Annotated in this window: 18 protein-coding genes; 5 read left to right on the forward strand and 13 right to left on the reverse strand. The window is 47.7% G+C overall.

What is annotated here, in order from left to right; all coding sequences use genetic code 11:
* Window positions 1–46 precede the first annotated feature (46 nt).
* Both M2133_RS14525 and M2133_RS14530 read left to right on the forward strand, forming a co-directional pair.
* On the forward strand, window positions 47–304 hold the full coding sequence (locus M2133_RS14525; protein ID WP_277466910.1) for a hypothetical protein: 258 nt from the start codon (window positions 47–49) through the stop codon (window positions 302–304).
* The gene (locus tag M2133_RS14530; protein WP_277466912.1) at window positions 288–632 is read left to right on the forward strand and encodes a type II toxin-antitoxin system RelE/ParE family toxin; all 345 of its coding nucleotides are present in this window, start codon (window positions 288–290) and stop codon (window positions 630–632) included. Before M2133_RS14525 ends, M2133_RS14530 begins: the two co-directional genes overlap by 17 nt.
* A 76-nt stretch (window positions 633–708) precedes the next feature.
* Here M2133_RS14530 and M2133_RS14535 read toward each other — a convergent pair whose 3' ends face one another.
* From M2133_RS14535 to tig, 12 genes are all read right to left on the reverse strand, one after another.
* A complete protein-coding gene (locus M2133_RS14535) occupies window positions 709–1,224 on the reverse strand; it encodes a DUF4833 domain-containing protein (protein WP_277466913.1) in 516 nt (171 codons plus the stop codon).
* A gap of 38 nt (window positions 1,225–1,262) precedes the next feature.
* A complete protein-coding gene (locus M2133_RS14540; protein ID WP_277466914.1) occupies window positions 1,263–1,775 on the reverse strand; it encodes a GNAT family N-acetyltransferase in 513 nt (170 codons plus the stop codon).
* Between the two features lie 489 nt (window positions 1,776–2,264).
* Complete coding sequence (gene mutL / locus M2133_RS14545) at window positions 2,265–4,109, reverse strand: DNA mismatch repair endonuclease MutL (RefSeq protein WP_277466915.1); 1,845 nt, start codon at window positions 4,107–4,109, stop codon at window positions 2,265–2,267.
* Window positions 4,106–4,414: a hypothetical protein gene (locus tag M2133_RS14550; protein WP_277466916.1), complete on the reverse strand. Its 309-nt coding sequence runs from the start codon at window positions 4,412–4,414 to the stop codon at window positions 4,106–4,108. Before M2133_RS14550 ends, mutL begins: the two co-directional genes overlap by 4 nt.
* 23 nt (window positions 4,415–4,437) lie before the next feature.
* Window positions 4,438–6,027: an OstA-like protein gene (locus M2133_RS14555; RefSeq protein WP_277466918.1), complete on the reverse strand. Its 1,590-nt coding sequence runs from the start codon at window positions 6,025–6,027 to the stop codon at window positions 4,438–4,440.
* The gene (locus tag M2133_RS14560; RefSeq protein ID WP_277466919.1) at window positions 6,024–7,391 is read right to left on the reverse strand and encodes a peptidylprolyl isomerase; all 1,368 of its coding nucleotides are present in this window, start codon (window positions 7,389–7,391) and stop codon (window positions 6,024–6,026) included. The genes M2133_RS14555 and M2133_RS14560 overlap by 4 nt, the downstream gene beginning before the upstream one ends.
* A gap of 23 nt (window positions 7,392–7,414) precedes the next feature.
* Window positions 7,415–8,269, reverse strand: coding sequence for a peptidyl-prolyl cis-trans isomerase (locus tag M2133_RS14565; protein ID WP_277466920.1), 855 nt, complete (start codon window positions 8,267–8,269; stop codon window positions 7,415–7,417).
* 9 nt (window positions 8,270–8,278) lie between these two features.
* On the reverse strand, window positions 8,279–9,865 hold the full coding sequence (locus tag M2133_RS14570; RefSeq protein WP_277466921.1) for a peptidylprolyl isomerase: 1,587 nt from the start codon (window positions 9,863–9,865) through the stop codon (window positions 8,279–8,281).
* A gap of 126 nt (window positions 9,866–9,991) precedes the next feature.
* Window positions 9,992–12,172, reverse strand: coding sequence for a DNA helicase RecQ (recQ, locus tag M2133_RS14575; protein ID WP_277466922.1), 2,181 nt, complete (start codon window positions 12,170–12,172; stop codon window positions 9,992–9,994).
* A 24-nt stretch (window positions 12,173–12,196) separates the two neighbouring features.
* The gene (gene clpX, locus M2133_RS14580) at window positions 12,197–13,432 is read right to left on the reverse strand and encodes an ATP-dependent Clp protease ATP-binding subunit ClpX (protein ID WP_277466923.1); all 1,236 of its coding nucleotides are present in this window, start codon (window positions 13,430–13,432) and stop codon (window positions 12,197–12,199) included.
* Between the two features lie 51 nt (window positions 13,433–13,483).
* Complete coding sequence (gene clpP / locus M2133_RS14585; RefSeq protein WP_277466924.1) at window positions 13,484–14,146, reverse strand: ATP-dependent Clp endopeptidase proteolytic subunit ClpP; 663 nt, start codon at window positions 14,144–14,146, stop codon at window positions 13,484–13,486.
* Between the two features lie 188 nt (window positions 14,147–14,334).
* The gene (tig, locus tag M2133_RS14590; protein ID WP_277466926.1) at window positions 14,335–15,693 is read right to left on the reverse strand and encodes a trigger factor; all 1,359 of its coding nucleotides are present in this window, start codon (window positions 15,691–15,693) and stop codon (window positions 14,335–14,337) included.
* 439 nt (window positions 15,694–16,132) lie between these two features.
* Between tig and M2133_RS14595 the strand changes: the two genes are divergently transcribed.
* Together M2133_RS14595 and M2133_RS14600 are read left to right on the forward strand one after the other, a co-directional pair.
* Window positions 16,133–17,857, forward strand: coding sequence for a helix-turn-helix domain-containing protein (locus tag M2133_RS14595; RefSeq protein ID WP_277466927.1), 1,725 nt, complete (start codon window positions 16,133–16,135; stop codon window positions 17,855–17,857).
* Between the two features lie 389 nt (window positions 17,858–18,246).
* Window positions 18,247–21,027, forward strand: coding sequence for a T9SS type A sorting domain-containing protein (locus M2133_RS14600; protein WP_277466928.1), 2,781 nt, complete (start codon window positions 18,247–18,249; stop codon window positions 21,025–21,027).
* Between the two features lie 292 nt (window positions 21,028–21,319).
* On the opposite strand, the gene M2133_RS14605 is transcribed toward M2133_RS14600, so the two are convergent.
* Window positions 21,320–21,604, reverse strand: a complete 285-nt coding sequence (locus tag M2133_RS14605; RefSeq protein WP_277466929.1) for a hypothetical protein — start codon at window positions 21,602–21,604, stop codon at window positions 21,320–21,322.
* A 152-nt stretch (window positions 21,605–21,756) separates the two neighbouring features.
* On the opposite strand from M2133_RS14605, the gene M2133_RS14610 reads away from it, so the two are divergent.
* Window positions 21,757–21,879, forward strand: a complete 123-nt coding sequence (locus M2133_RS14610) for an AraC family transcriptional regulator (protein ID WP_277466930.1) — start codon at window positions 21,757–21,759, stop codon at window positions 21,877–21,879.
* Window positions 21,880–21,888 lie beyond the last annotated feature (9 nt).

A 21,888-nucleotide genomic window follows, 5' to 3' on the forward strand; every position in this document is an offset into this window, starting at 1 on the left:
AGCTTGGATCTGCATTCGGCTTTCACTATCTTTGTAAAGTAACCCAATGAGTATAAAGGAGGAACGTCGAATGAAAGCAGGAAAGAAGAAAGACATAACCAATGAGCTGCCCGATGAATATCAATCCATCGCCAACGAACCTCAGGCCGTCTACGAACGTATAACCCCGAATGACACAGCAGAAAAAAGAAAAAAGGAAATACTGGAAGACATCCGCCAGGCCTTGTTGGAAGTAAAGCTGGCTCGCGAAGGGAAAATACAATTACAATCAGCACGCGACATTCTTGATGAACTACGAGATTAAATCAAGTCGACGGTTTAAGAAGGAAATTAAACGGCTGACTAAAAAGTACCGTAACATCGGCAAGGATTACGAAGCCCTTCTTGATAAACTCGAACAAAACCCAGCTATCGGCATCGACCTGGGAGGCGGTGTTCGGAAAATCCGTATGCCTATCTCCGATAAAGGCAAAGGTAAAAGCCACGGAGCACGGGTCATTACCTATACGGTAATCATCAATGAAGAAAATGGAGTCATCACCTTACTCACTATTTACGACAAAGCCGAACAAGTCACCATCACCCCACAGGAAATCGCCCGATTATTGAAGAATATTGAACGTTTGAAGTAGCGAGTGTAGAATCCGTGCTTGCATGGATTATGCCGAGTCACGACAAACGACTAATTTTAATGAAGAATAAAAACAATTATTTATTCAAAACCCGCTCGGAAACGGGAGATTGGGTATCTAATGCGGTGCCGGTCAGTTCGACATATTCGACTTTCAGGGAGTTGTTTTCTTTGGCTTTCACGTAGAGGCGGTTGAGTACGGCTTGTTTGCCGTTTATTTCCAGGGTGCAGACATATTTGCCGTGCAGCAGGCGGAGCGTCAACACACGGCCCGGATAAGCCTGCAGGGTGATCTGGCAGGTGTTCGCGTCGCGGGAAACTTGCTTGTATCCATAGGCCATTCGTTTCTGTATCGCCGACAAACCTTTCTTCTGCCCGGGCGATTCTTCCCGATTGATCCAATACACGTTCAGCGGTTCCTTTTCATCCGGTCGGCCATCAACCAGATTGACGTCGTAACAAACCATATTCTTGTTTTTGCTTCGTTCGATATGGAAGAGCCTTTCTTTCGTGGGATAGGTATTCTCCTGAGAGAAAGCATCTGCGGATAATACCAGGCAGATCAAAAGGAATAGTAAAGATTGATATTTCATTTTTTCAGGATTTCTTGTTTGATAAAGATACGAAAAGCCTATTCTTCTTTCAATAAATCGTACCGATAAAATACTTTCCCCTCGGGAGTCGTTCCGGTTTCTGTCTTTTTCATTCCGGCTTTTTCACTGAGCGAAACCGACCCCAGATTATCCGCATACATACGGGCTACGACTTTTTCTATGCCCAACCGGTCGAAAGCATATTGGATCAAGGCCTCACTGATCTCATGCCCGAAGCCTTTGCGCCAGTAGTTCTGATCGACAATGTAGCCGAGTTCCAGGGTGGCCGGATCATCAAAAGAATCAAATAAGCCGGCTTCTCCGATAATCGTATGATCGTCTTTCTTTTCCGCCACAAAGATGCCGTAACCTTTCCGATAATCTTTATTCATCCGGTTATATTTACTTTTCAGTTCCTCCATGGTCCAGTCGAACTTCCCGCTTGAGATATATTCCATATTTTTCCGGCAGGTATAAATGGCTAAGAGGTAGGGGAAATCTTCTTCTGAGACTTCCCGGATAATTAGTCTTGTCGTTTCGAACGTTATCATGTATGTATAATCTAGGGTTGCACACTTTTATTCTATCAGCCGACAAACTTACATAAAATATTTACCACATAAAAGTTTCGCACCCCCCTTTCACCTTTCACCCGGTCGCCAGACCCCTGTATTGATCAGCGTTTCGGGTGAAGGCTTGGAGAAGGACGGAGGCTTCCCGGAAAAGGCCGCCGGAGTTTCCGAAAAGGCCGCCGGAGTTTTCCAAAAGGCCGGCAGGGTTTTCCAAAAGGCCGGCAGCCTTTTTCGGGAAGCCTCCAGCTCCTGTCGTCTTTTTAAGATATTCCTTTATCCTTTCACCCGAAACGCTGATCAATACAGGGATCTGGCGACTGGTTGAAAGGTGAAGACCGGGGTAAAACTTTTATGTGGTAAAACTACCGGAAGTTTGCGCGCAAACTACTAATATTTTGTCGCCAAACTACCGGTAGTTGCTGAGCAAACTACCGGTAGTTTTTGAAGAGGATATTTAATGTCTTATTTTCAGCGGAAACGTTTGCCCAGTTCATCCTCGGTAAGGATCGTAAGGATCGTTTTGCCATCCGGGGTCAGATGGGAGTCGGTCGCGGAGAAGAGCGAAGCGATCAGATGGTCGCGCTCTTCCGGGGAAAGTGATTTCCCGACAGGGATAGCGGCGGCTTTGGCCAGGGATAACGAAAGGGCATGCGCGATCTCTTCGACTACTTCGCAACCCGTATCGATACTGCGGGTCACCATCTCTTTCAACAGATTCACCGGGTTCAGGCCCTCGATGCCCGGCGGCACGCCGTTGACCGCATAACTTCCTTGTCCCAAATCGCTCAAATCAAAACCGATATAATGCAAATCGTCCAGAAGGACAGGAACGACACTGGCTTCGGCCGGCGTAAACTCCACGATCTCGGGGAAAAGCAACTGCTGGGAGACACCCTGCCGCTGACGGGTCCGTTCCATATACTGATCGTAGAGGACCCGGACATGCGCCCGATGCTGATCGATAATGACCAGGCCTGACTTCAGGGAGGTGATGATGTATTGATCTTTATACGGATAGGAAGAGACCGACTTTTCATCGAAGAACTTCTCCGGTTGTATCGTGTCCGTTATGGTTCCCAAATCAAACAGGTCATGCTCCGGAATGGCCGGTTCCACCGGTGTTTCGCTCTCAAATCCTTTATAAAGCTGCGACCAGTCCATTTCCTGCCGTTTGTAATTGCTGCTTGCGGTCGAGCGGAAAGGGTTATAATTGCGGTCGACCTGGACGGTCGGAGGTGTAATCCTTGTTTCTTCTCTCTCGATCGGGTTGTAAACCGGGATATCGATGGCATCTTCGCGATTGAAATCGATGGTAGGGATGGCGCTCGACTTCGCCAGCGCTTCGCGGGTGGCCGACATCAGGATCTGCCAAATCGGTTGTTCGTTCTCAAACTTGATCTCGGTTTTCGTCGGATGGATATTCACGTCGATCGAAGCCGGATTAAGCGTGAAATAGATGAAATAAGAAGGCATCTCCCCGGTCGGAATCAATTGATCATACGCTTGCATGATCGCTTTATGGAAATAGGGATGGCGCATATAGCGGCCATTGACAAAGAAATACTGCAACGCCCCCCTTTTTCGGGCCGAATCCGGCCGGCCGACAAAGCCGGAGATCGTGGCCAGGGAACTTTGCGCTTCGATCGTCAGTAACTTCTCGTTCAAACCTTTCCCGAAGATATGGATGATGCGCTGGCGCAAGCCGGAGATCGGCAGATTCAGAATCTCCGTATCCTGATGATAAAGCGACAGGGCTACATGCGCGTTGACAAGTGCTATACGCTCAAACTCCTGTACGATATTGCGGAATTCGGTCTCATTGGATTTAAGGAATTTCCGGCGGGCGGGCACATTGAAAAAGAGGTTTTTGACAGAGAAAATACTGCCTTCGCCGCACGCATCACAGGTGGATTCTTCCACTGTGGAACCCACGATCGTCAGCCGTGCACCCAACTCACTTCCTCTCAGCCGGGTACGCAACTCGACATGCGCCACGGCAGCAATCGAAGCCAATGCTTCCCCGCGAAAACCCATCGTGGTCAGCGAGAAAAGATCGTCCGCCGAAGAGATCTTAGAGGTCGCGTGCCGTTCGAACGCCATGCGGGCATCCGTCTCCGACATGCCTTTGCCATCATCGATCACTTGAATCAACGTGCGCCCGGCGTCTTTGATATTCACCCGGATCTGCGTCGCTCCGGCGTCCACCGCGTTCTCGACCAGTTCCTTAACAACAGAGGCCGGACGTTGAATAACCTCGCCGGCCGCTATCTGATTCGCGATACTATCGGGTAAAAGATGTATTATATCACTCATTTAAAGAAGAACAAAATCCAAAAAATAAAAGCCAATACGACCAACCACAGAGCCAGCTTGAAATTCTTATATTTACGGGAACGAGCATCCTCTCCCCGGTTGTAGCTGCGCTTGAGGTGAGAAGTGCCTTCCACAAATTTACCTTTGATCTGCGGTTTATAATCTTCCAACGACTCTTCCATGCCTAACTCCCGACGGATACGGCGCTCCCGCTCTTCCATATCTTCTCTGCGCGGGTCCCAGTAGATGGGCTTGTGATCGAATTGGCGTGGCTTACGCATTTTATAAAAGGAGAAAATTGACATAATTCAACGTTTTATTTACACTGCTAATGTACGAATTTATTACTTCTCCGGGGAACCGCTTCGACATTTCTTTTCCGAAGGTCAAAGATGTCGTCTTTATCCCGGGGGCGGATGTAGTCGAACCAGTTAAAATCTTTCAACTTCTTCTGCTCTTCGCGGATATCCGGTATCGGTGTCAATACCCCTTTCGAAGCAGGGGTCAGGAGTAGTTTCTCAAACGTATTATCCTTGAACCACATGGACAGGAAACCGCTTTGTGTTTCGTTCAGACCGATCATCGTTCCGTCTTTCTCCAACGGATAAAAGATCGATTCGGCATTACCGGCTACTTCAATCTGGCTGATTGCCCCATCGATAAAGAAGGCTTTGAGGTCGTTCCCTTTCAACTGATTGTAATACGAGGAGTCGGCCTCCTGGATGGCAAAGGCAAATTGCTTGATATGCGCACGGTCGATCGTACTGTCGTTCATATAGACCAGAATCGTATCTCCGTTCAGTTGATATTCTTCATTCCATAAGATCGGATCGTCGAACATATAGAGGATCGAGTCGCGGGTATTGAACTGCATCGAATCGCAGACGCCTTGCAGGTCTACCCGGAAGAAACGTACGCCGTAATATGCTTTGATCTCCCGGAAATCCTCGTCGACAGTCATCATCTGCAACGTATCCGCATGCAAGTAGAGCGTATCCCCCTGGCTGTATTCAAGGAAGCGGGCGCTATCGGTTGCCAGGCCGAAACCAATCTGCTCGTCATAATAGCCGTATTGCCCTTCCAGGATCACCTGATTGGTCGTATCCTGCAAAAACATATTGCCAAAAACCTCACCGAAGCCAACGCCCTGATCGTAGAGGATGGAGTCCCCGATCAGAATCTTGTCGGTCGTCTCCACCCGGGAACGATCCAATAACAAAGAGGTTTGATCAACCGTATCGTACCAGCCCCGCGAGGTGTAGATGGTTCCGCTATCGGCCAAGATGACGGAAGGGCCCAGTATAACGGCGATTTTGGAGTCGGTATAATAATGTAAGGTATCGGAGTAAAGCACAAAATCCGGATTGTTTAGCTGCACACTGTCATTGAAGATCGCCAATTTGGTCGTAGGCGAATATTGTCCGTAATAAGAAGATAACTCATTGTCTTCATCTACGATCAAACCGCCGTCGAAGTAGTAACCGATATCCGCATTCCGGTCATAATTCAAGCTGTCTGTGAACAAAGTCACCTGATTGTTCTCCATGCGCACATTCTCACGCAGGTTCCCGATCCGGGTATTCCCGTCGTAATACAGATATTGCCCGTAAACGAAAAGCGTATCTCCCTGTTCCATCCGGACATTGCTGAAGGCTTCCAGGGAGTTGGATGTTTCATAGAAATAGGCGCTGTCACAATACATATAAGAGCTGTCGTGCCGGAAGACCACATCGCCATACAATATCTGGGCATCCGGATTCATCACCTCATTAAAGGCCAAAGAATCAGCTCGTTCCAGGTATAGCCGGGTCGGCGTTTTGTTTTCAGGAGAGGATAGTGAAGTCTGGGTTTGCGCCTGTACACAAACAAAAAGCAAAAAGAAACAACTGATCTTTAAAAACAACCTGTCTATTTTCATTCTTTTACCCAGCCCGGGAACTGAAAGTCGCAATTCCGCCAGCCTTCACTGATACGCACGTATGTCGACTTTTGCTTTTTCAGTATCCAATCTTTTAATAGCTCTTCTCTTTTCTGGTTTTCTACCATGGATTTCAATACCTGATAGTCGTCCGACATATTTGCCTTATGCTGCAAAGTTCTGGACTTCAGCTTGACGATTGCAACCACTTCTTTCTGGCGGTCGGTGATCATGGTAAAGGGTTTCGAGATCTCTCCTACCTCCAGGTCATTGATTACCCGCCCGATTTCCGGAGCCAGTTCCTGCATCTCGAATTTAGGCGTGCCATAGTTATTACTCTCTTTCTTATTCACCATCAAGCCTTTGTTATTCTTTGAATCCTTATCATAAGAAAGATAGAGTGCCGCTTCTTCAAACGAGAATTTCTCCGCTTTGATATCCGCGTAGAGCGAGTCCATCTTTACCGTCGCCTCATTCAACTCCTTTTCCGACACCTTCGGGCGCAACAGGATATGGCGCACATTGATACGGTCGCCCCGCTTTTCGATCAGTTGAATAATATGATAGCCGTATTCGGTCTGCACAATCTGTGAAACCCGGCTCGGGTCCGTCAGGTTAAAAGCGACATTGGCAAATTCGGGCAACAGGTTCCCTTTGCTGACATATCCCATGTCCCCTCCCTGCATGGCAGAACCGGGGTCTTCCGAATAAAGACGTGCCAACAGGGAAAAAGATCTTTTCCCGCTATAAATATCTTCCGTATATTCCCGGAGTCGGGCTTTGATCGCATCGATCTCTTCCAGAGGAATCGTGGGTTCGAGGGTAATGATCTGCACCTCGACGGTCGTCGGGATCGTAGGCAAGCTATCCTGAGGCAGTTGATTGTAAAACTTCCGGACTTCGGATGGCGTCAGTTTAACCTCGCCGACCAACTGGCTTTGCATCTGCCGGATGATCGCTCCTTCGCGTTCGGTCTCTTTTCTTTCTTCTTTGATCTGGGAATATTTTCTGCCGAAATACTCTTCCATCTTTTCGCGGGAACCAAACTGGTTTTGTACCTGGTTCATCCAGTAATCCACTTGCTGAATGATATTCGCCTCATTCACCTCGATACTGTCGATCTTAGCCTGATTCAGATACAATTTCTGCACGGCTATTTGTTCCGGAATGAAACAATAAGGATCTCCTTCCAGACGAACCCCTTCACTCTGCATCATTAAGCGCTGATTCTCCACATCCGAAAGTAGAATCGCATCATCACCAACCACCCATACGATTTCATCAATCACATTACTTTGACTTTGCGCCATCGCGAAATGCACACACGACACAAACAGTAACAGGTAAAAAATCTTTTTCATCATGTTTTATTCTTTAGTAAAACTACTCACGGTTCGGAAACTACTTTTGCTTTTCCTTTCCGAATAGCATCATTATATAACTCTTCCTCAAAATTTCGCACAAAATCCATTTTCCGTTGATTGATCAGCATCTCGATGATCCGGGCATGCGCATAATCATAGGGCGCAACGCTTCCCGAAGGGAGATATTCGCTGATATTCAACAGATAATGGTAGCTGCTATCGGCCACTTCCACGAACTTATTCGCCTTCAAAAAGGCATTCGGATCGGCTATCCGCAAGGGGATATTTTCCATGATCGCATCGAAGTCGACCCAGCGGTCGTAAAAATAGTCATAAAGTGTGGCATTTTGCACACTATATTTCTCAATTTTCTCTAAAGCATCAACATTCGTCTGTTTATACCAGCTTTTTACATCGGAAAGCCCCGGGGCATCCGCCGGGATTTTCAGGAATAATCCTTTGATCAGACTTTTGTCGAGTATAAATTTCTTTTGATTTTCTTCGTAATAATTCAACTTATCACTTTCGCGAAGGTCGGCCGTCAGTCTTTCCCGCAACAAGCGTTCCTGATAGCGGTAACGCACCAGAGATTCCCGGTAGTCTTCAACCAATTTATTGATTTCTGTCTTTTCATCCCCCAGGTTATTCAATGCCACTTCGTAGACCAAAGCATCTTTCACCCATTTTTTGATGAAACTTTCGGCCATAAACAAACTATCCGAAGAGGAAATCCCCTTCGGAATAATGGCAGTGACATCCGACCGTTTCAATATCTTTTCGCCGACTGTGGCGAGTACTTCCGTATTCCCATCATTCTGTCCTCCTTTACAAGCACACAACAAGAACAGAAAAGGTATGAACAGGAATTTCTTTTGCATACGCACGCATTAATTTTTCAGTCGCTTCAACGCTTTTTTATTAATCACTACGGGGTACTTCTGTTTCAGCTCCTTTAGCCATGCAGCCTCAAGAGCCGGTTGCTCTTCTACCGGTTTGCTCCAGACCTTATCGTTCGATATCTCAAACAACAATATACCATCCCGATACTCCTGCAATAAAAATTTATATTCCGGATATTTCTCTTCTATCTTTGCGCGTTCGGCATTGGTGGTCAACTCGCGGATAAACAGGTCGAAGATCTCCTGCATAAAGTCAGGCCCGTATGTCTTTGTCGAGAAAGGCTGGGTAGCCATATAGTAAGCGAATTCACCCTGAGCGAATTTTTCATCCTCCAGCGTAAATAAGGTCTTATGCATCTCTTTTGCTTTTTCATAAAACTGCGGATCGGCCGGGAAATATTCGCCCGTCAACGCCACGAGTTCCTGATAAGCCTCGGGATAAAAAACAAAGGAATACGCCTGGCGCATCCGATCGTCGAAGGCTTGATAAAGTTCAAAATTGTATTCGCCTTTACTCATCACCTCCATCAGCCCTCTCTTTTCCGATTCATAAGAAGGTCGGGGTTGTTTCTCAATCAATTTGATGATATGATATCCGAAGCGCGATTCGATCAAACCGGATAATTCGCCCGGTGTCTGCAAAGCGAAAGAGGCTTTTTCGAACGGAAGAACCATCTCTCCCGGACCAAAAGCTTTCAACTCTCCGCCATTGATTTTGCTTCCCGGATCATCGGAATATTCTTTGGCCAATGTTGCGAAATCAGCGCCGCCCTGCAGTTTCTCGTAAACACCCTGTATCTTGACCAAAGCCTCGGCTTTCGCCTGCTCGGTGGTATCCTGGAAGGCAACCAGGATATGAGCGACACGGACTTTCCCGGGGTTGGGTACCCGTTTATGAATCTGGGCCACATAATAGCCTCTGCCCGTTCTGATCGGAGCAGATATCTCGCCTGTCGGCAAAGAATAAAGCCCGTTTTCCAACGCCTTTGAAGCTGTCAGCGGCAATAATACCGGTACATATTCATACTGAACGGCTGCCGGATTTTCTCCTGCCAATTGTTTTCCCAGTACATCCAGATTTTCTCCTTTGCGGAGGCGGTCGCACACTGCTATCGCCGATTGGTAAGGAGCGATCGTGTCGTTCAATAAGGCTTGTCCCGGAGGCATCTTAAACAGGATATAGCTCAATTCGAGCACCTCATTACCCCGGTCATAAATCAAGCGCATCGCTTTGTCTTCCCCTTCTTTATCCGACAGGTAGCTCCCGATCAATTGCCCTTTATACATGGCCAATTCGGAAGAGAATGCCCGCGTTTTGTCCAGCCCTTTGGCTTCGGCATCGGCCACTTTCAGTTTGAAATTCGTGAAAAGCTCCGCATATTCTTCAAGTGATTTCATACTCGAAAAATCGGCTTCGCCATTCTTTTGTGCTATAAAAATAAACTCAGATAAAGGCACCTCTTTTCCGGCAACGGTCATAATGACCGAATCCGGTAAATTCTTCGCTTTACCGGTAAAGAAGAGACACAAACAAAGTAATAATACGATGTTCTTTCTCAGTATTTTTCCTTTCATACAGCCAATGTACTTTTTAAATCAACATTATACTAACGGTGAATCTCCGGGAAAATTATACCATTCGCTTAATTTAGTATTTTTTATAGCCTCTCGTGCCTTTATTTCTATGGCTTCATAAACCGATCAATTCGCCATTTCCGAAAGGAACTTGATGCGAACCAGGCGAATTTCTTCTTCCGTATAATCACCGCCCAACTCATCGATAGCCTCTTCCAGATCATCCGTTTCCGAGTCTTTAAAATATTCGTATATATCTTCGATATGATCTTCGTCCATGACATCGTTCACAAAGTAGTCGATATTGATGCGTGTGCCGGAATAGACTATGGCTTCCAGTTCATCCAATAATTCATTGAATTCCAGTCCGTTTGTGAGCGCAATCTCATCCAGCGCCACCTTGCGGTCGATCCGTTGGATAATAGACACTTTCAGTTTCGATTTATTCGCCACAGTACGGACGCGTAAATCTTCCGGTCGCTCGATCTCATTCTCTTCCACATGGCGGCGGATCAGCTCGACAAACTCTTTCCCGTAGCGCTTGGCTTTTCCCGCTCCGACACCGGGGATATTCTGCAACTCATCCAGCGTCACCGGATAGGTCGTTGCCATAGCCTCCAAAGAAGGATCCTGGAAGATCACAAACGGAGGTACCTCCAGTTTCTTCGACATTTTTTTCCGCAGATCCTTCATCATCGAATAAAGGATAGGGTCGACCGCACAAGAGGCGCCACCGCGTACCGGCACTTCCTCTTCCTCTTCATCAAACTCATTATCTTTCGTGATCTTGAAAGAGACCGGATTTTCCAGAAAATCCCGGCCTTGCTGCGTCATTTTCAGCAACCCGTAATTTTCTATATCCTTCGTAAGGTATCCGGCAATCAGCGCCTGGCGGATAACCGAATTCCAGGTCTTTTCATCTTCGTCCTGTCCCGAACCGAAGACTTCCAGTTCATTATGTTTATACGATTGGATTTCCGATGTCTCATTCCCGACTAAGATATGTATAATATATTCTGTTTTAAATTTTTCTTTCAATGCAACCACTGCTTCCAGCACGGCACTTAGTAAATCTTTCGCTTCCACTTGTTTCTTGGGGTTCAAACAATTATCACAACTTCCGCAATTATCTTCCTGGTGTCCTTCACCAAAATAATGCAATAACACAACTCTTCTACACACTGCCGTCTCAGCATACGCCGCTGTTTCCAACAGTAATTGTTTGCCGATCTCCTGTTCGGCCACAGGTTTGCCCTGCATAAATTTTTCCAGTTTCTGCAGGTCTTTGTAAGCATAGAATGCGATACAACGCCCTTCGCCGCCATCACGCCCGGCACGCCCGGTTTCCTGATAGTATCCTTCCAGGCTTTTGGGCATATCGTAATGGATCACATAACGCACATCCGGCTTGTCGATACCCATGCCGAAAGCAATCGTTGCCACAATCACATCCGCTTCTTCCATCAGGAAAGCATCCTGATTGGATGAACGCTGATGCGAATCCATTCCGGCATGATACGGCAAAGCTTTGATGCCGTTTGCTTTCAGGATATCGGCGAATTCTTCTACTTTTTTCCGGCTCAGACAATAGACAATACCCGACTTCCCTTCGTGCGACTTGATATACTTGATGATATCGCGATCCACATTCGTGCCTTTGGCGCGCACTTCATAGTATAAATTCGCGCGGTTGAAGGACGATTTAAATACCGTGGCATCGATCATGCCCAGGTTTTTCTGGATATCATGCTGCACCTTGGGCGTAGCTGTGGCTGTCAATGCGATCAATGGGCGTTTGCCTATCTCATTTATGATCGGACGGATCCGCCGGTATTCCGGCCGGAAGTCATGCCCCCATTCCGAGATACAATGCGCTTCGTCTACCGCATAGAACGAGATCTTTACCTGGCGCAGGAATTCAACATTCTCTTCTTTCGTCAACGACTCGGGCGCTACATATAACAACTTCGTACGACCTTTTAGGATATCGTCCTTGACCTGGTCTATCGCTGCTTTATTCAGGGATGAGTTCAAGAAATGAGCCACCCCGTCTTCCGTACTGAAGGTACGCATCGCATCCACCTGGTTTTTCATCAAAGCGATCAAAGGGGAAATAACAATAGCCGTGCCTTCCATCAGTAAAGAGGGCAACTGATAACAGAGAGATTTTCCGCCACCGGTAGGCATCAACACAAAGGTGTCATTGCCTGCCAATACATTCTCTATGATAGCTTTCTGATTCCCTTTAAACGAATCAAAGCCAAAATTTAGCTTCAGTTCTTCTGCTAAATGGTCTTTCTTAGCCATACTTTGTAGTTTTTATAATAGCATTCAAGCAATCTGCAAACGTCTCACATCGGACTTCTCAAACTTTTCTTCCGCATAGTCTATCGTGACATGCAATGTCTTTTCGTTGGTCGACGGCATACTGTACATGGCATCCGTCATGATGCCTTCGACGATCGAACGCAAGCCGCGGGCGCCCAGTTTAAATTCCAGCGCTTTATCCACAATGTATTCATATACGGATTCATCAAAACTCAGTTTGATGTCATCCATCTCAAACAACTTCATGTATTGTTTGATGATCGAGTTCTTAGGCTCGGTAAGGATGCTGCGCAGCGTTTTTCTGTCCAGCGGATTCAGATAGGTCAGGATCGGCAAGCGACCGATGATCTCCGGAATCAGGCCAAAAGACTTCAGGTCGGTCGGCGTGACATACTGCAAGAGATTATCCCGGTCGACACCCGCCGTATTCCGCAACGAGGCATATCCGACAACTCGCGTGTTCAGCCGTTGGGCGATCTTCTTTTCGATACCATCGAACGCGCCTCCGCAAATAAACAAAATATTTTTCGTATCCACCGGTATCATTTTCTGTTCCGGGTGTTTGCGTCCGCCCTGCGGCGGCACGTTTACGACAGAGCCTTCCAGCAATTTCAACAAACCCTGCTGTACGCCTTCCCCACTCACATCACGCGTGATCGAGGGGTTATCACTCTTGCGGGCAATCTTATCGATTTCATCGATAAAAACAATGCCCCGCTGGGCTTCATCCACATCGTAATCCGCCGCCTGAAGCAAGCGCGTCAGGATGCTTTCAATATCTTCACCCACATATCCGGCTTCCGTCAAGACGGTCGCATCGACAATGGTAAAGGGGACATGAAGCATTTTGGCAATGGTCCGGGCCAGGAGGGTTTTCCCCGTACCCGTAGCGCCCACCATGATGATATTGGATTTCTCGATCTCCACATCATCGGTGGTTACTTTCTGAAGTAAACGTTTGTAGTGATTGTAAACGGAAACCGAAAGGCGTCGCTTTGCATCGTCTTGCCCGATCACATACTGATCCAGGAAGGCTTTAATGTCCTCCGGTTTGGGCAACTCCTGTTTCTTCATCCGGGAAAAAGCGGAGTCGCTTTTAGATGGCATTTGTTCTTTTACTATGTCATATGCCTGTTGTGCGCATTCGTCGCAAATAGCTCCGGAAATCCCGTTAATCAAGAGACTGACATCCCGGCTTCCCCGCCCACAAAAGGTACATATATCGCCTGTTTTGGCCATAAAATTTTAATTAGGTTTAATATTTAGGTTTACTATCGTATTCTTACCGACTTATTTTCGCAATAAAATATCATCAATCATTCCGTATTCCTTCGCTTCGGCTGCTGTCATCCAATAGTCGCGGTCGCTGTCGCGCTCGACCTGTTCGATCGATTTGCCCGAATGATCGGCAATGATGGTGTACAGTTCCTGTTTCACTTTCAGGATCTCTTTCACCGTGATCTCCATATCCGATGCCTGTCCCTGCATGCCACCCATGGGCTGATGGATCATCACCCGGGAGTGTTTCAGGGCAAAACGTTTGCCTTTCTGTCCGGCCACCAGCAGAACCGAAGCCATAGAAGCGGCGATTCCCGTACAGATGGTCGATACTTCGCTGCCGATAAACTGCATCGTATCGTAAATTCCATAACCGGCATATACGGATCCACCGGGCGAATTGATATAGATCGAAATATCCTTTCCCGGATCACTCGAATCCAAATATAATAATTGTGCCTGAATGACATTCGCAGTATAATCATCTATTTGTGTTCCTAAGAATATGATACGGTCCATCATCAGGCGGGAGAACACATCCATTTGCGCTACGTTTAACTGACGTTCTTCTATGATAGTCGGTGATATATAGCTGCTGGTTATATTCATATAACCGTCAAGAGCCGTACCACTCATACCCAAATGCTTTGTAGCATATTTTCTAAAATCTTTCATATTTCAAATTTAATGTTTTTATCTCTATAAAACACAGAAAAGAGGTTCCCCTCCTTTTTTTACGGAATAGCAAAGTTATAAATAAATTTCTGAAAGAAACAAATATATTTACTATCCCGGTAGATATTTTTCGGAGAGAAACCTCTTGTTGTATTTATCGGATGCTTTTCTGTCTGAAAGCCAGTCTTTTATTCGTCAAAAAGCTTGTTGAATTCATCCATAGACACCTCTTTGGTATCCAGTTTGACATGCTCTTTCAACCAACCGACCAATTTATCTTCCAACGCGCGATCGATCAGATTCTGGAATGTTTCTTTGTTCTTGAACATATCCTGCGCATAGTTATCCAGGATATCATCGGGAACAGTCAGCATGCCGTATTGTGCGAACTGTGCTTTGGCGACTTTGCGTGCCAATGCCTTCACATCTTCCTCTTCGACCTTGAGGTCGTTCTTGGCGATCAGGTTTTCTTTGACCAGATGGTATTTCAGGTCGTCGACGATCTGTGGGAATTCATCTTCGATCTTTTCCGGTGTATTCTTTTCGTTAGCCGCCAACAGCCAGCGTTTCAACAGGTCGTCGGCAAACTTCAGGTCGCCGGCTTTCTTAATCAGCATTTCCCGCGCGTCTTTCAGGAATTTGTAATCCACCTGCGGAGCGAATTGCTCGGCCAGGATCTCGCGGATCTTCGTGCGGAACTCATCGGCAGTGGCTACTGCGCCTTCGCCGAATACCTTGTCGAACAATTCCGTGTTCAGTTCGCTTTCTTTGTAACGAGTGATTTCTTTGATCTCAAAGCTGAAGTCGCCGTTTGTTTCGGCCACCTGGTCTTTTTCGATCTTCAGGAAAGCGGCGATCTCGGCTTCTGCTCCTTCGTAAGCTTTGAAAGGATTGAATACCACTACGGAATTTACCGTGGCGCTCATGAATTTCGCTTTTTCCTCTTCATCTTTGATATACATCGGCATGATCGTGGCTTCTTCCGTCTGGATTCCGCCTTCTTTGGGCAGGTCGCCGTCTAACTGGGCCACCACACCTTTGATCATATCTTTTTCTTCCACATCGTTTGCCGGCTCGTATGTGCCGAAGTTCGCCCGGTAGCTGTCGATCTGCTTTTCGACCATCTCGTCGTCGATCGAAACGGCATAATAAGGCACTTTCGTTTTCTTATTCAGTTCAATCTGGATCTCGGGAGCCAGCGCTACATCAAAGACGAATTCGAACGTCTCGTCGGTATCGAAATTGATTTCTTTCTGTTCCGTTTCGTTGGGCAAGGGCTCGCCTAAGATATTCAGCTTCTCTTCACGGATATATTTGTATAAGCTTTCGGAAAGCAATTTGTTGACTTCGTCTGCCAATACCGATTTGCCATACAGTTTCTTAATCATTCCCATCGGTACCATTCCTTTGCGGAATCCCGGGACATTGGCTTTCTGACGGAAGTTACGTAAACTCTTCTCTACCGGTCCGGCGTAGTCTTCTTTTCCGATTTCCATTTTAATAATACCACGCGTGGTATCATCGCTTTTTGCAAGTGAAATATTCATGCTGAATCTTTTATTTAATTAGTTTATAGTCTTTTCCAAATTCAGGCTGCAAAATTAGAGTTAATCTTTCAATCTCGCAAATGCTACGCCTGGAAAGTTGATTAAAATAAGTCAATTACATCAGCCGTCGGATGCGGATCGGCTTGAAAAAACAGCCCCGGATTCGACTAATCCGAAGCCCCGGGGTAAACGAAAGAGTTCCAGCCTATTGCACCTATTCCCGGCAGGAGTATTCACTTGTTGATAATTATCAACAAACAAATACTCTCGCCAAAAACCGAACAAACACATTCAGATTCCTCCGATTTGTCTTGGGTTTTGATTATCCGTGGTTGTAGGGTTTTATTCCTGGGATCGCCTGTCCGGACGGTGTTTTCTTTGAATAAGTTGTGGACTTTTGCTACGGCTTTATACGTTCGTTTTTCGTATCTTTGTGGGTATGAACGCCAAAAGGATTGTATTGTTGATGGGGTGTCTGACCGTTTTTACCCTGTGGGCCGGTGATACGACCGGCGAAGAAAATCAAGAGATAAAACGGCTATTTGCCTTGATCGAAGAGCATTTTTATACCTGCCCGGATCAAGGTATCCAATATGTGTATGAATTGGAGGCAGAGGCCGGCCGGCAGGGGGATGCGCACTGGCAGGCCTACGCGAAAGCCAAGCGGGTGGAGTATTACTATCCGATGTTCGATCACGACAGTATATTTGCCGCGGCGCGCGACGCCGAGGAGTTTGCCCGACGGCATAAGGAATACCATTACCTGTTTCTGGTGCAGCAAACCCTGATCCAGCGCTATACCAACGAAGGGCGGTTCGCGCTGGGGCTCGATAAGGCGCGCACGATGCTCGGTGAGAGCCGGACGTTAGGCAGCCAAGAAGATCATGCCCGCGCCGTAGCGGCGATGGCGAACCTCTACAAGCACCTGGGACGTTACGCGGAGGCGATCGAAGGACACCGCGAGAGCCTGCGTCTGTTGGCCGCTGCCGGCAAGGGACCGGAAGAGCCGTTGGCGCTCGAGAACTACCGTGAGGTGGCGATGGCCTGTCTGTGCCTTCACCAATACGACCAGGCCTTATTGTATGCCGACTCCATGCGGATCGCGATTGCCCGGATGGAAGCCGACGGGATATCCGACGATTCCGAATCCTTGTTTATCGCCGAATACCTCACCACCGAAGCCCATACCGCGCAGGGCGACCTCGACAGTGCCGCCTTGGCCCTTGTCCGGATGGATCGCCTTTATTCGCCCGGTTATCCCCAGTCGTTCCTGTTTCTGCAGCTCCAGGCACGCGCGAACTTCCTCCGTGCCAAAGGGGAGTATGCCGGGGCCTATGCTGCGAACGAGGAATTATTGGCCTTGGCCGATCGTTTGAAAATCACTAAAGAGATCCCTCAACTCCTGCGCGATAAAGCCGGGATCTTGCGCCTGTTGGGACGGACGGCTGAAGCACTGCCTTTCCTCGAAGAAGCGTTCGACCGGCAAAAGGCAAACGACACGGCGACCCACAACCGCCAGCTCGACGAATTACATACCCTCTACCATGTCGATCAGATCGAAACGCGGGCGCGCGAAGATGCCCTGCGGTTGCGTTTCTCGCGGAAGCTGGCGTTGGCGTTGGGCTTGATTCTGGCGCTGTCGCTGGTGATCCTCTGCCTGATCGTCTGGCAGGTACGCCGTATCCGTGCCAAAAACCAAGGGCTGGTGCGCCGTATCCGCCAACAGGAACGGCTTATGACGGAGCTTGAAGCCTGTCAGGCGGAGATCCGCCGGCTGCGTGTACAGCTTGCTGCGCACGAACCGGAACCGCCGATCGACGAGGCCGGCGCGCTTTATGCACGCCTCCGGCAACTAATGGCCGACAGTCAGCCGTATACCGACCCGGCATTCAACTGGAAAGGCTTGGTTGCCCTCTTGGATAGCAACGAACGTGCCCTGCGCAACGCCCTGAAAACTCACCTGGACCTGACCGTCTCCGAATACCTTACGCTGTTACGCCTCGACCACGCCCAACGCCTATTGACGGATACCGACTATACGATCGAAGCCATTGGTGCCGATTCCGGTTTCGGCTCCCGCAATACCTTCTACCGTCTTTTCCGCGAATACTACGGGCTGACACCGTATGAATTCCGGAAAACAAAGGGGGTGATGAATGATTGATTTTTAGCCTTTCTGCCGAGATTTGTGACCTTTACAACATCTTTGGCGTTAGAGTCGATGATAAGAAGTCCCGTATATAAATATGAAATATTATAATCATATCTATAATATTCCGCGGAAAATGTTCTTTTTGAAGTTATAACTTAAGTTTTTTCTGCTCTGATAGGTGGATCGTTTGGAGAATTACAACTGATTGAAATACTCTATTATATTAGCTCTTATATCATCTGTAATGTCAATGCAGGATTTCCAGAACCCTTAGGACTCATACTTATTTAGCTTCTTTGCCGAAGTTTGACACATTCTTGCCGAAGAATGAGACATCGTTTGGCGGAAGGGGACGTACTTTTGCGCCTGATATTTTATCTATTCACGTCAAAACAAGTAGAATGAAGAAACGATTACTTTATGTGTTGGCTCTGTGTGTGAGCCTGAGTGTGCAATGGGCGACGGCCCAAATCAGCTTCGCCGGTGGCGATGGAACGGCAGAGGATCCCTGGCAAATCAGTAATGCCGAACAATTAAACTTATTGCGTAACTATTTGGGTGACGTACATGGTGACAAATATTTTATCCTGACGACCCATATCGACCTGAGCACTTTTCTTTCCGAAGGCAATCCCGGCTATAACAATGGCAAAGGGTGGGAGTCAATCGGAACGTATACCAATAACTTTTATGGAAACCTCGATGGCCAGGGATATACCATCAGCGGACTCTGGGCCGATCGGGGAGTGGAAACAGATGAAGAAGAATATATTGCTCTTTTCGGGGGGATTGAAGAGGCTACCTTACAGCATATATGTATAGAGATCGCCGCCGAAGGCATCAAAGGCTATGGATATGTCGGAGGATTGGTAGGGTACGCTTTCAAAAGCTCTATTTCCGGTTGTTCCGTTGTCGGTCAGGGGATAATAAGTGGTATTGCTGGTGTTGGAGGGCTGGCAGGATATACCTCTAAGAGTAGCGTGAGTCAATGTTTTGCTACGGTGGACATTGAAATACTGGAGAGAAAAGACCGAAGCAGTCTCCTTGTGGCTGCCTTTGGAGGGCTGATAGGGAAATCCGGCGATGATATCTCCCTGTCGGACTCATATGCTACCGGAGATATTTCTCTGGCAAATGCCGGAGGGGAATATACGAGTCAATTGCTTTATTTAGGCGGTTTAACCGGTTCTTTCAGTTCCGATATAATGACGCGTTGTTATGCCACGGGTAAAGTAGAAGCCTCTACATCAGACCCCACTAAAGTATTAGCTGGTGGCCTGATCGGATATAACTGGACCAAAGAGGAGGACACGATTACTTTTTCCTTTTTCAATGTGGAGGTAAATGGGAAAGGCATTGGTGAAAATCATGCGAGTAATGCGACTGTTCCCGGCAAAACCCTTGCGGAGTTACAGCTGGCAGACACCTATACGGATTGGGCAGATTTCTCTTCCACCTGGTATTTCCCTGTAACCGGAGGCACGCCTAATTTGCAAGTCTTTCTGTTTGCCGGCGGAGATGGCTCCGAAGGCGATCCGTTCCGGATCTGTACCGCGGCGCAACTGGCAGAACTCAATCGCTATCTGGGTGAAGCTCATAATGGCAAACACTTTATCCTTGCGGCTGATATCGATATGGCGACCTACCTGTCCGAAGGCAATCCCGGCTATAACGAGGGCAAAGGATGGACGCCGATAGGGAGTGAAATGTACGATAATGTCTTTCAGGCAACTCTCGATGGCCGGATGAAAACCATTCGCGGCTTGTGGATTAATGAGGAATATAAAAAGAATTATAATGATGTAGCCCTTTTCGGAGCGATAGGATATCAAGGAGAGATCAGCAACCTGAGTGTGGAAATCGCGGAGAGAGGGATTTTTGGGAACTCGGATGCTGCTGGTTTTGCAGCCACTAATTATGGTTCTATCACCTCTTGTTCGGTGACCGGGGAGGTAAAGGCGGATGCTTACGAAAGTGTTATTGGCGGTTTGGTGGGCATTAATTATGGCTCTGTCACCTCTTGTTTTATGATAGGAAATGTTTCTGCAATAGGTGGTAATACCAATCATCTCGGCGGTTTGGTTGGGGCTAATGGAGGAGAAATCACTTCTTGTTATGCCGTCGCAAGTGTAAAGATAGAAGAAGATGAAGAAGGGAAAAGTGGCGGATCTCATTATGTTGGCGGTTTGGTCGGCACAAATGAGGGACAGATTACTTCTTGTTATGCCGCCGGTGAGGTGGAGATTGAAGGAGGAGAAGGAATGAGTCTGGCCGGCGGTTTGGTTGGAGGCAATATGGGAATACTCAGTGCTTCTTATTCCATCGCAACTGTAAAGGCAAGTGGCGAGATGGCTTTAGCCGGTGGTCTGGTTGGACTGACCACAATCATGGCGCCTGTACCTACCGATTGTTTCTACCTCAAAGAAGCGGGGCACAATGAAGAACTGTTTGGTTTGGGCCTATTGGTCTCGGGAGCGGGTTTTGTCCCCTGCACCAGTGAATATGACGGTATCTCACCACAGGATGCCGTTGGCATGACCACGAAAGCCACTTTCGCGGCCTGGGACTTCACGCCCTGGACAATCCGGGAGCGCAAAACCGCCCCTTACTTCCCCTGGCAACCCGAACCCTATCCGGAACTGGAGGTGGAAGAAGCGTTTCCCAGTATCTATCACACGCTCACCCTCTCCGTAGGGGAAGGAATTGTACTTTATGGCCTGACAGCGGGCGAACATACCCTTGCCGAAGGCGACCACCTCTACCTGCAATTCTTGCCCGAAGATATTTCGCTCACAGCCGAAGATATTCTCTTCCGGGTGGATGGCGTAGAGACTGCGTTCAACGACTTCGGTGCCGGTCATTATTACTCTTACCTGCTGAATCCCATCACCGCGGATCATACGATCGAGATCAGTCTGAAAGAAAATAAACCGGATCCCAACCCCGATACGACGGGTCAAATGGATCTTTCCTTCGGACAGATCCATTTGACAATGGACAATGGACAATTGACAATTGACAATGAAATGGCCAATGCGGTCGACGTCGCCATCTACAGCGTCACCGGCCAAAACGTCGTGTCGCTTCGTGCCCTTCGCGGTTCAAAAACCTTCGCGTTGCCCAGCGGTATTTATGTGGTCCACGCCGGAAAACAGACGTGGAAGGTCATGGTTAATGATTAATGCCGGACGTCCCGGAAAAAAAGCCGCCGGCCTTTTCCAAAAGGCCGGCAGAGTTTTGCAAAAGGCCGGCGGCTTTTTTGAAAAGGCCGGCGGCTTTTTGAGGCTCTCAAAATGTTTTGTTTTTAAAGCTTCGTATTTCGGTATGTTTTAAGCGTTTGTATTATTGAACGGGTGTTTTGTCGCTATCCGCCCTTTACCCGATGGGGGGGGTGGGTAAAGGGGCGGTGCGACATGGAACACTGAGGGGACAGTTTTCCTAACATGGAATGTATAAATGTATATATAGAAGGGGTTAATATTGCTGAAAGTCTTCTTTCAAGTCGCGCATCTCCGGATTGAACCGGCGGATGGTATGGCGAAGCAGCTCTTTATCCATATTTTCGAGGACTAACTTATAGCCCAGCCCGTCGTTCAGATAGGGAAACTGGCGGTAGAAAAGCAGAAACCGGTCTCCGAGCTCATGCAACATCCGGGGCACTTCATCGGCATAACGTATGCGCGGTTTCAAATCCGTCGGCTCCATATAGATATAGATCCAACAAAGGTCGTTTAAAGGGTATTTTTGTGTCGTATGCATCTTTTATTATTGTTTTAACTTGTTCGAATGACAAAGCTGAAGAAACTCTTCCTTCAGGTCCTGTATGACGGGATTCATGCCCCGGATGGTCTGCCATAGGGTTTCTTTTTCCACATGGGCGAGAAACAATTTGTGACTGATTCCGTCTACCGTTGTACCGAATTGCCGGTAATACAGGCACCCGCAAGACCTTCACCCGCCTCTTCCGCGAACGCTACGGCATGAGTCCGTCGGAGTTTCGCCGTATTGCTGCGGAAGAAAAGGTGAAATCTTAACCTTATACC

Source organism: Parabacteroides sp. PF5-6, from assembly GCF_029504695.1.
GTDB lineage: Bacteria > Bacteroidota > Bacteroidia > Bacteroidales > Tannerellaceae > QVMG01.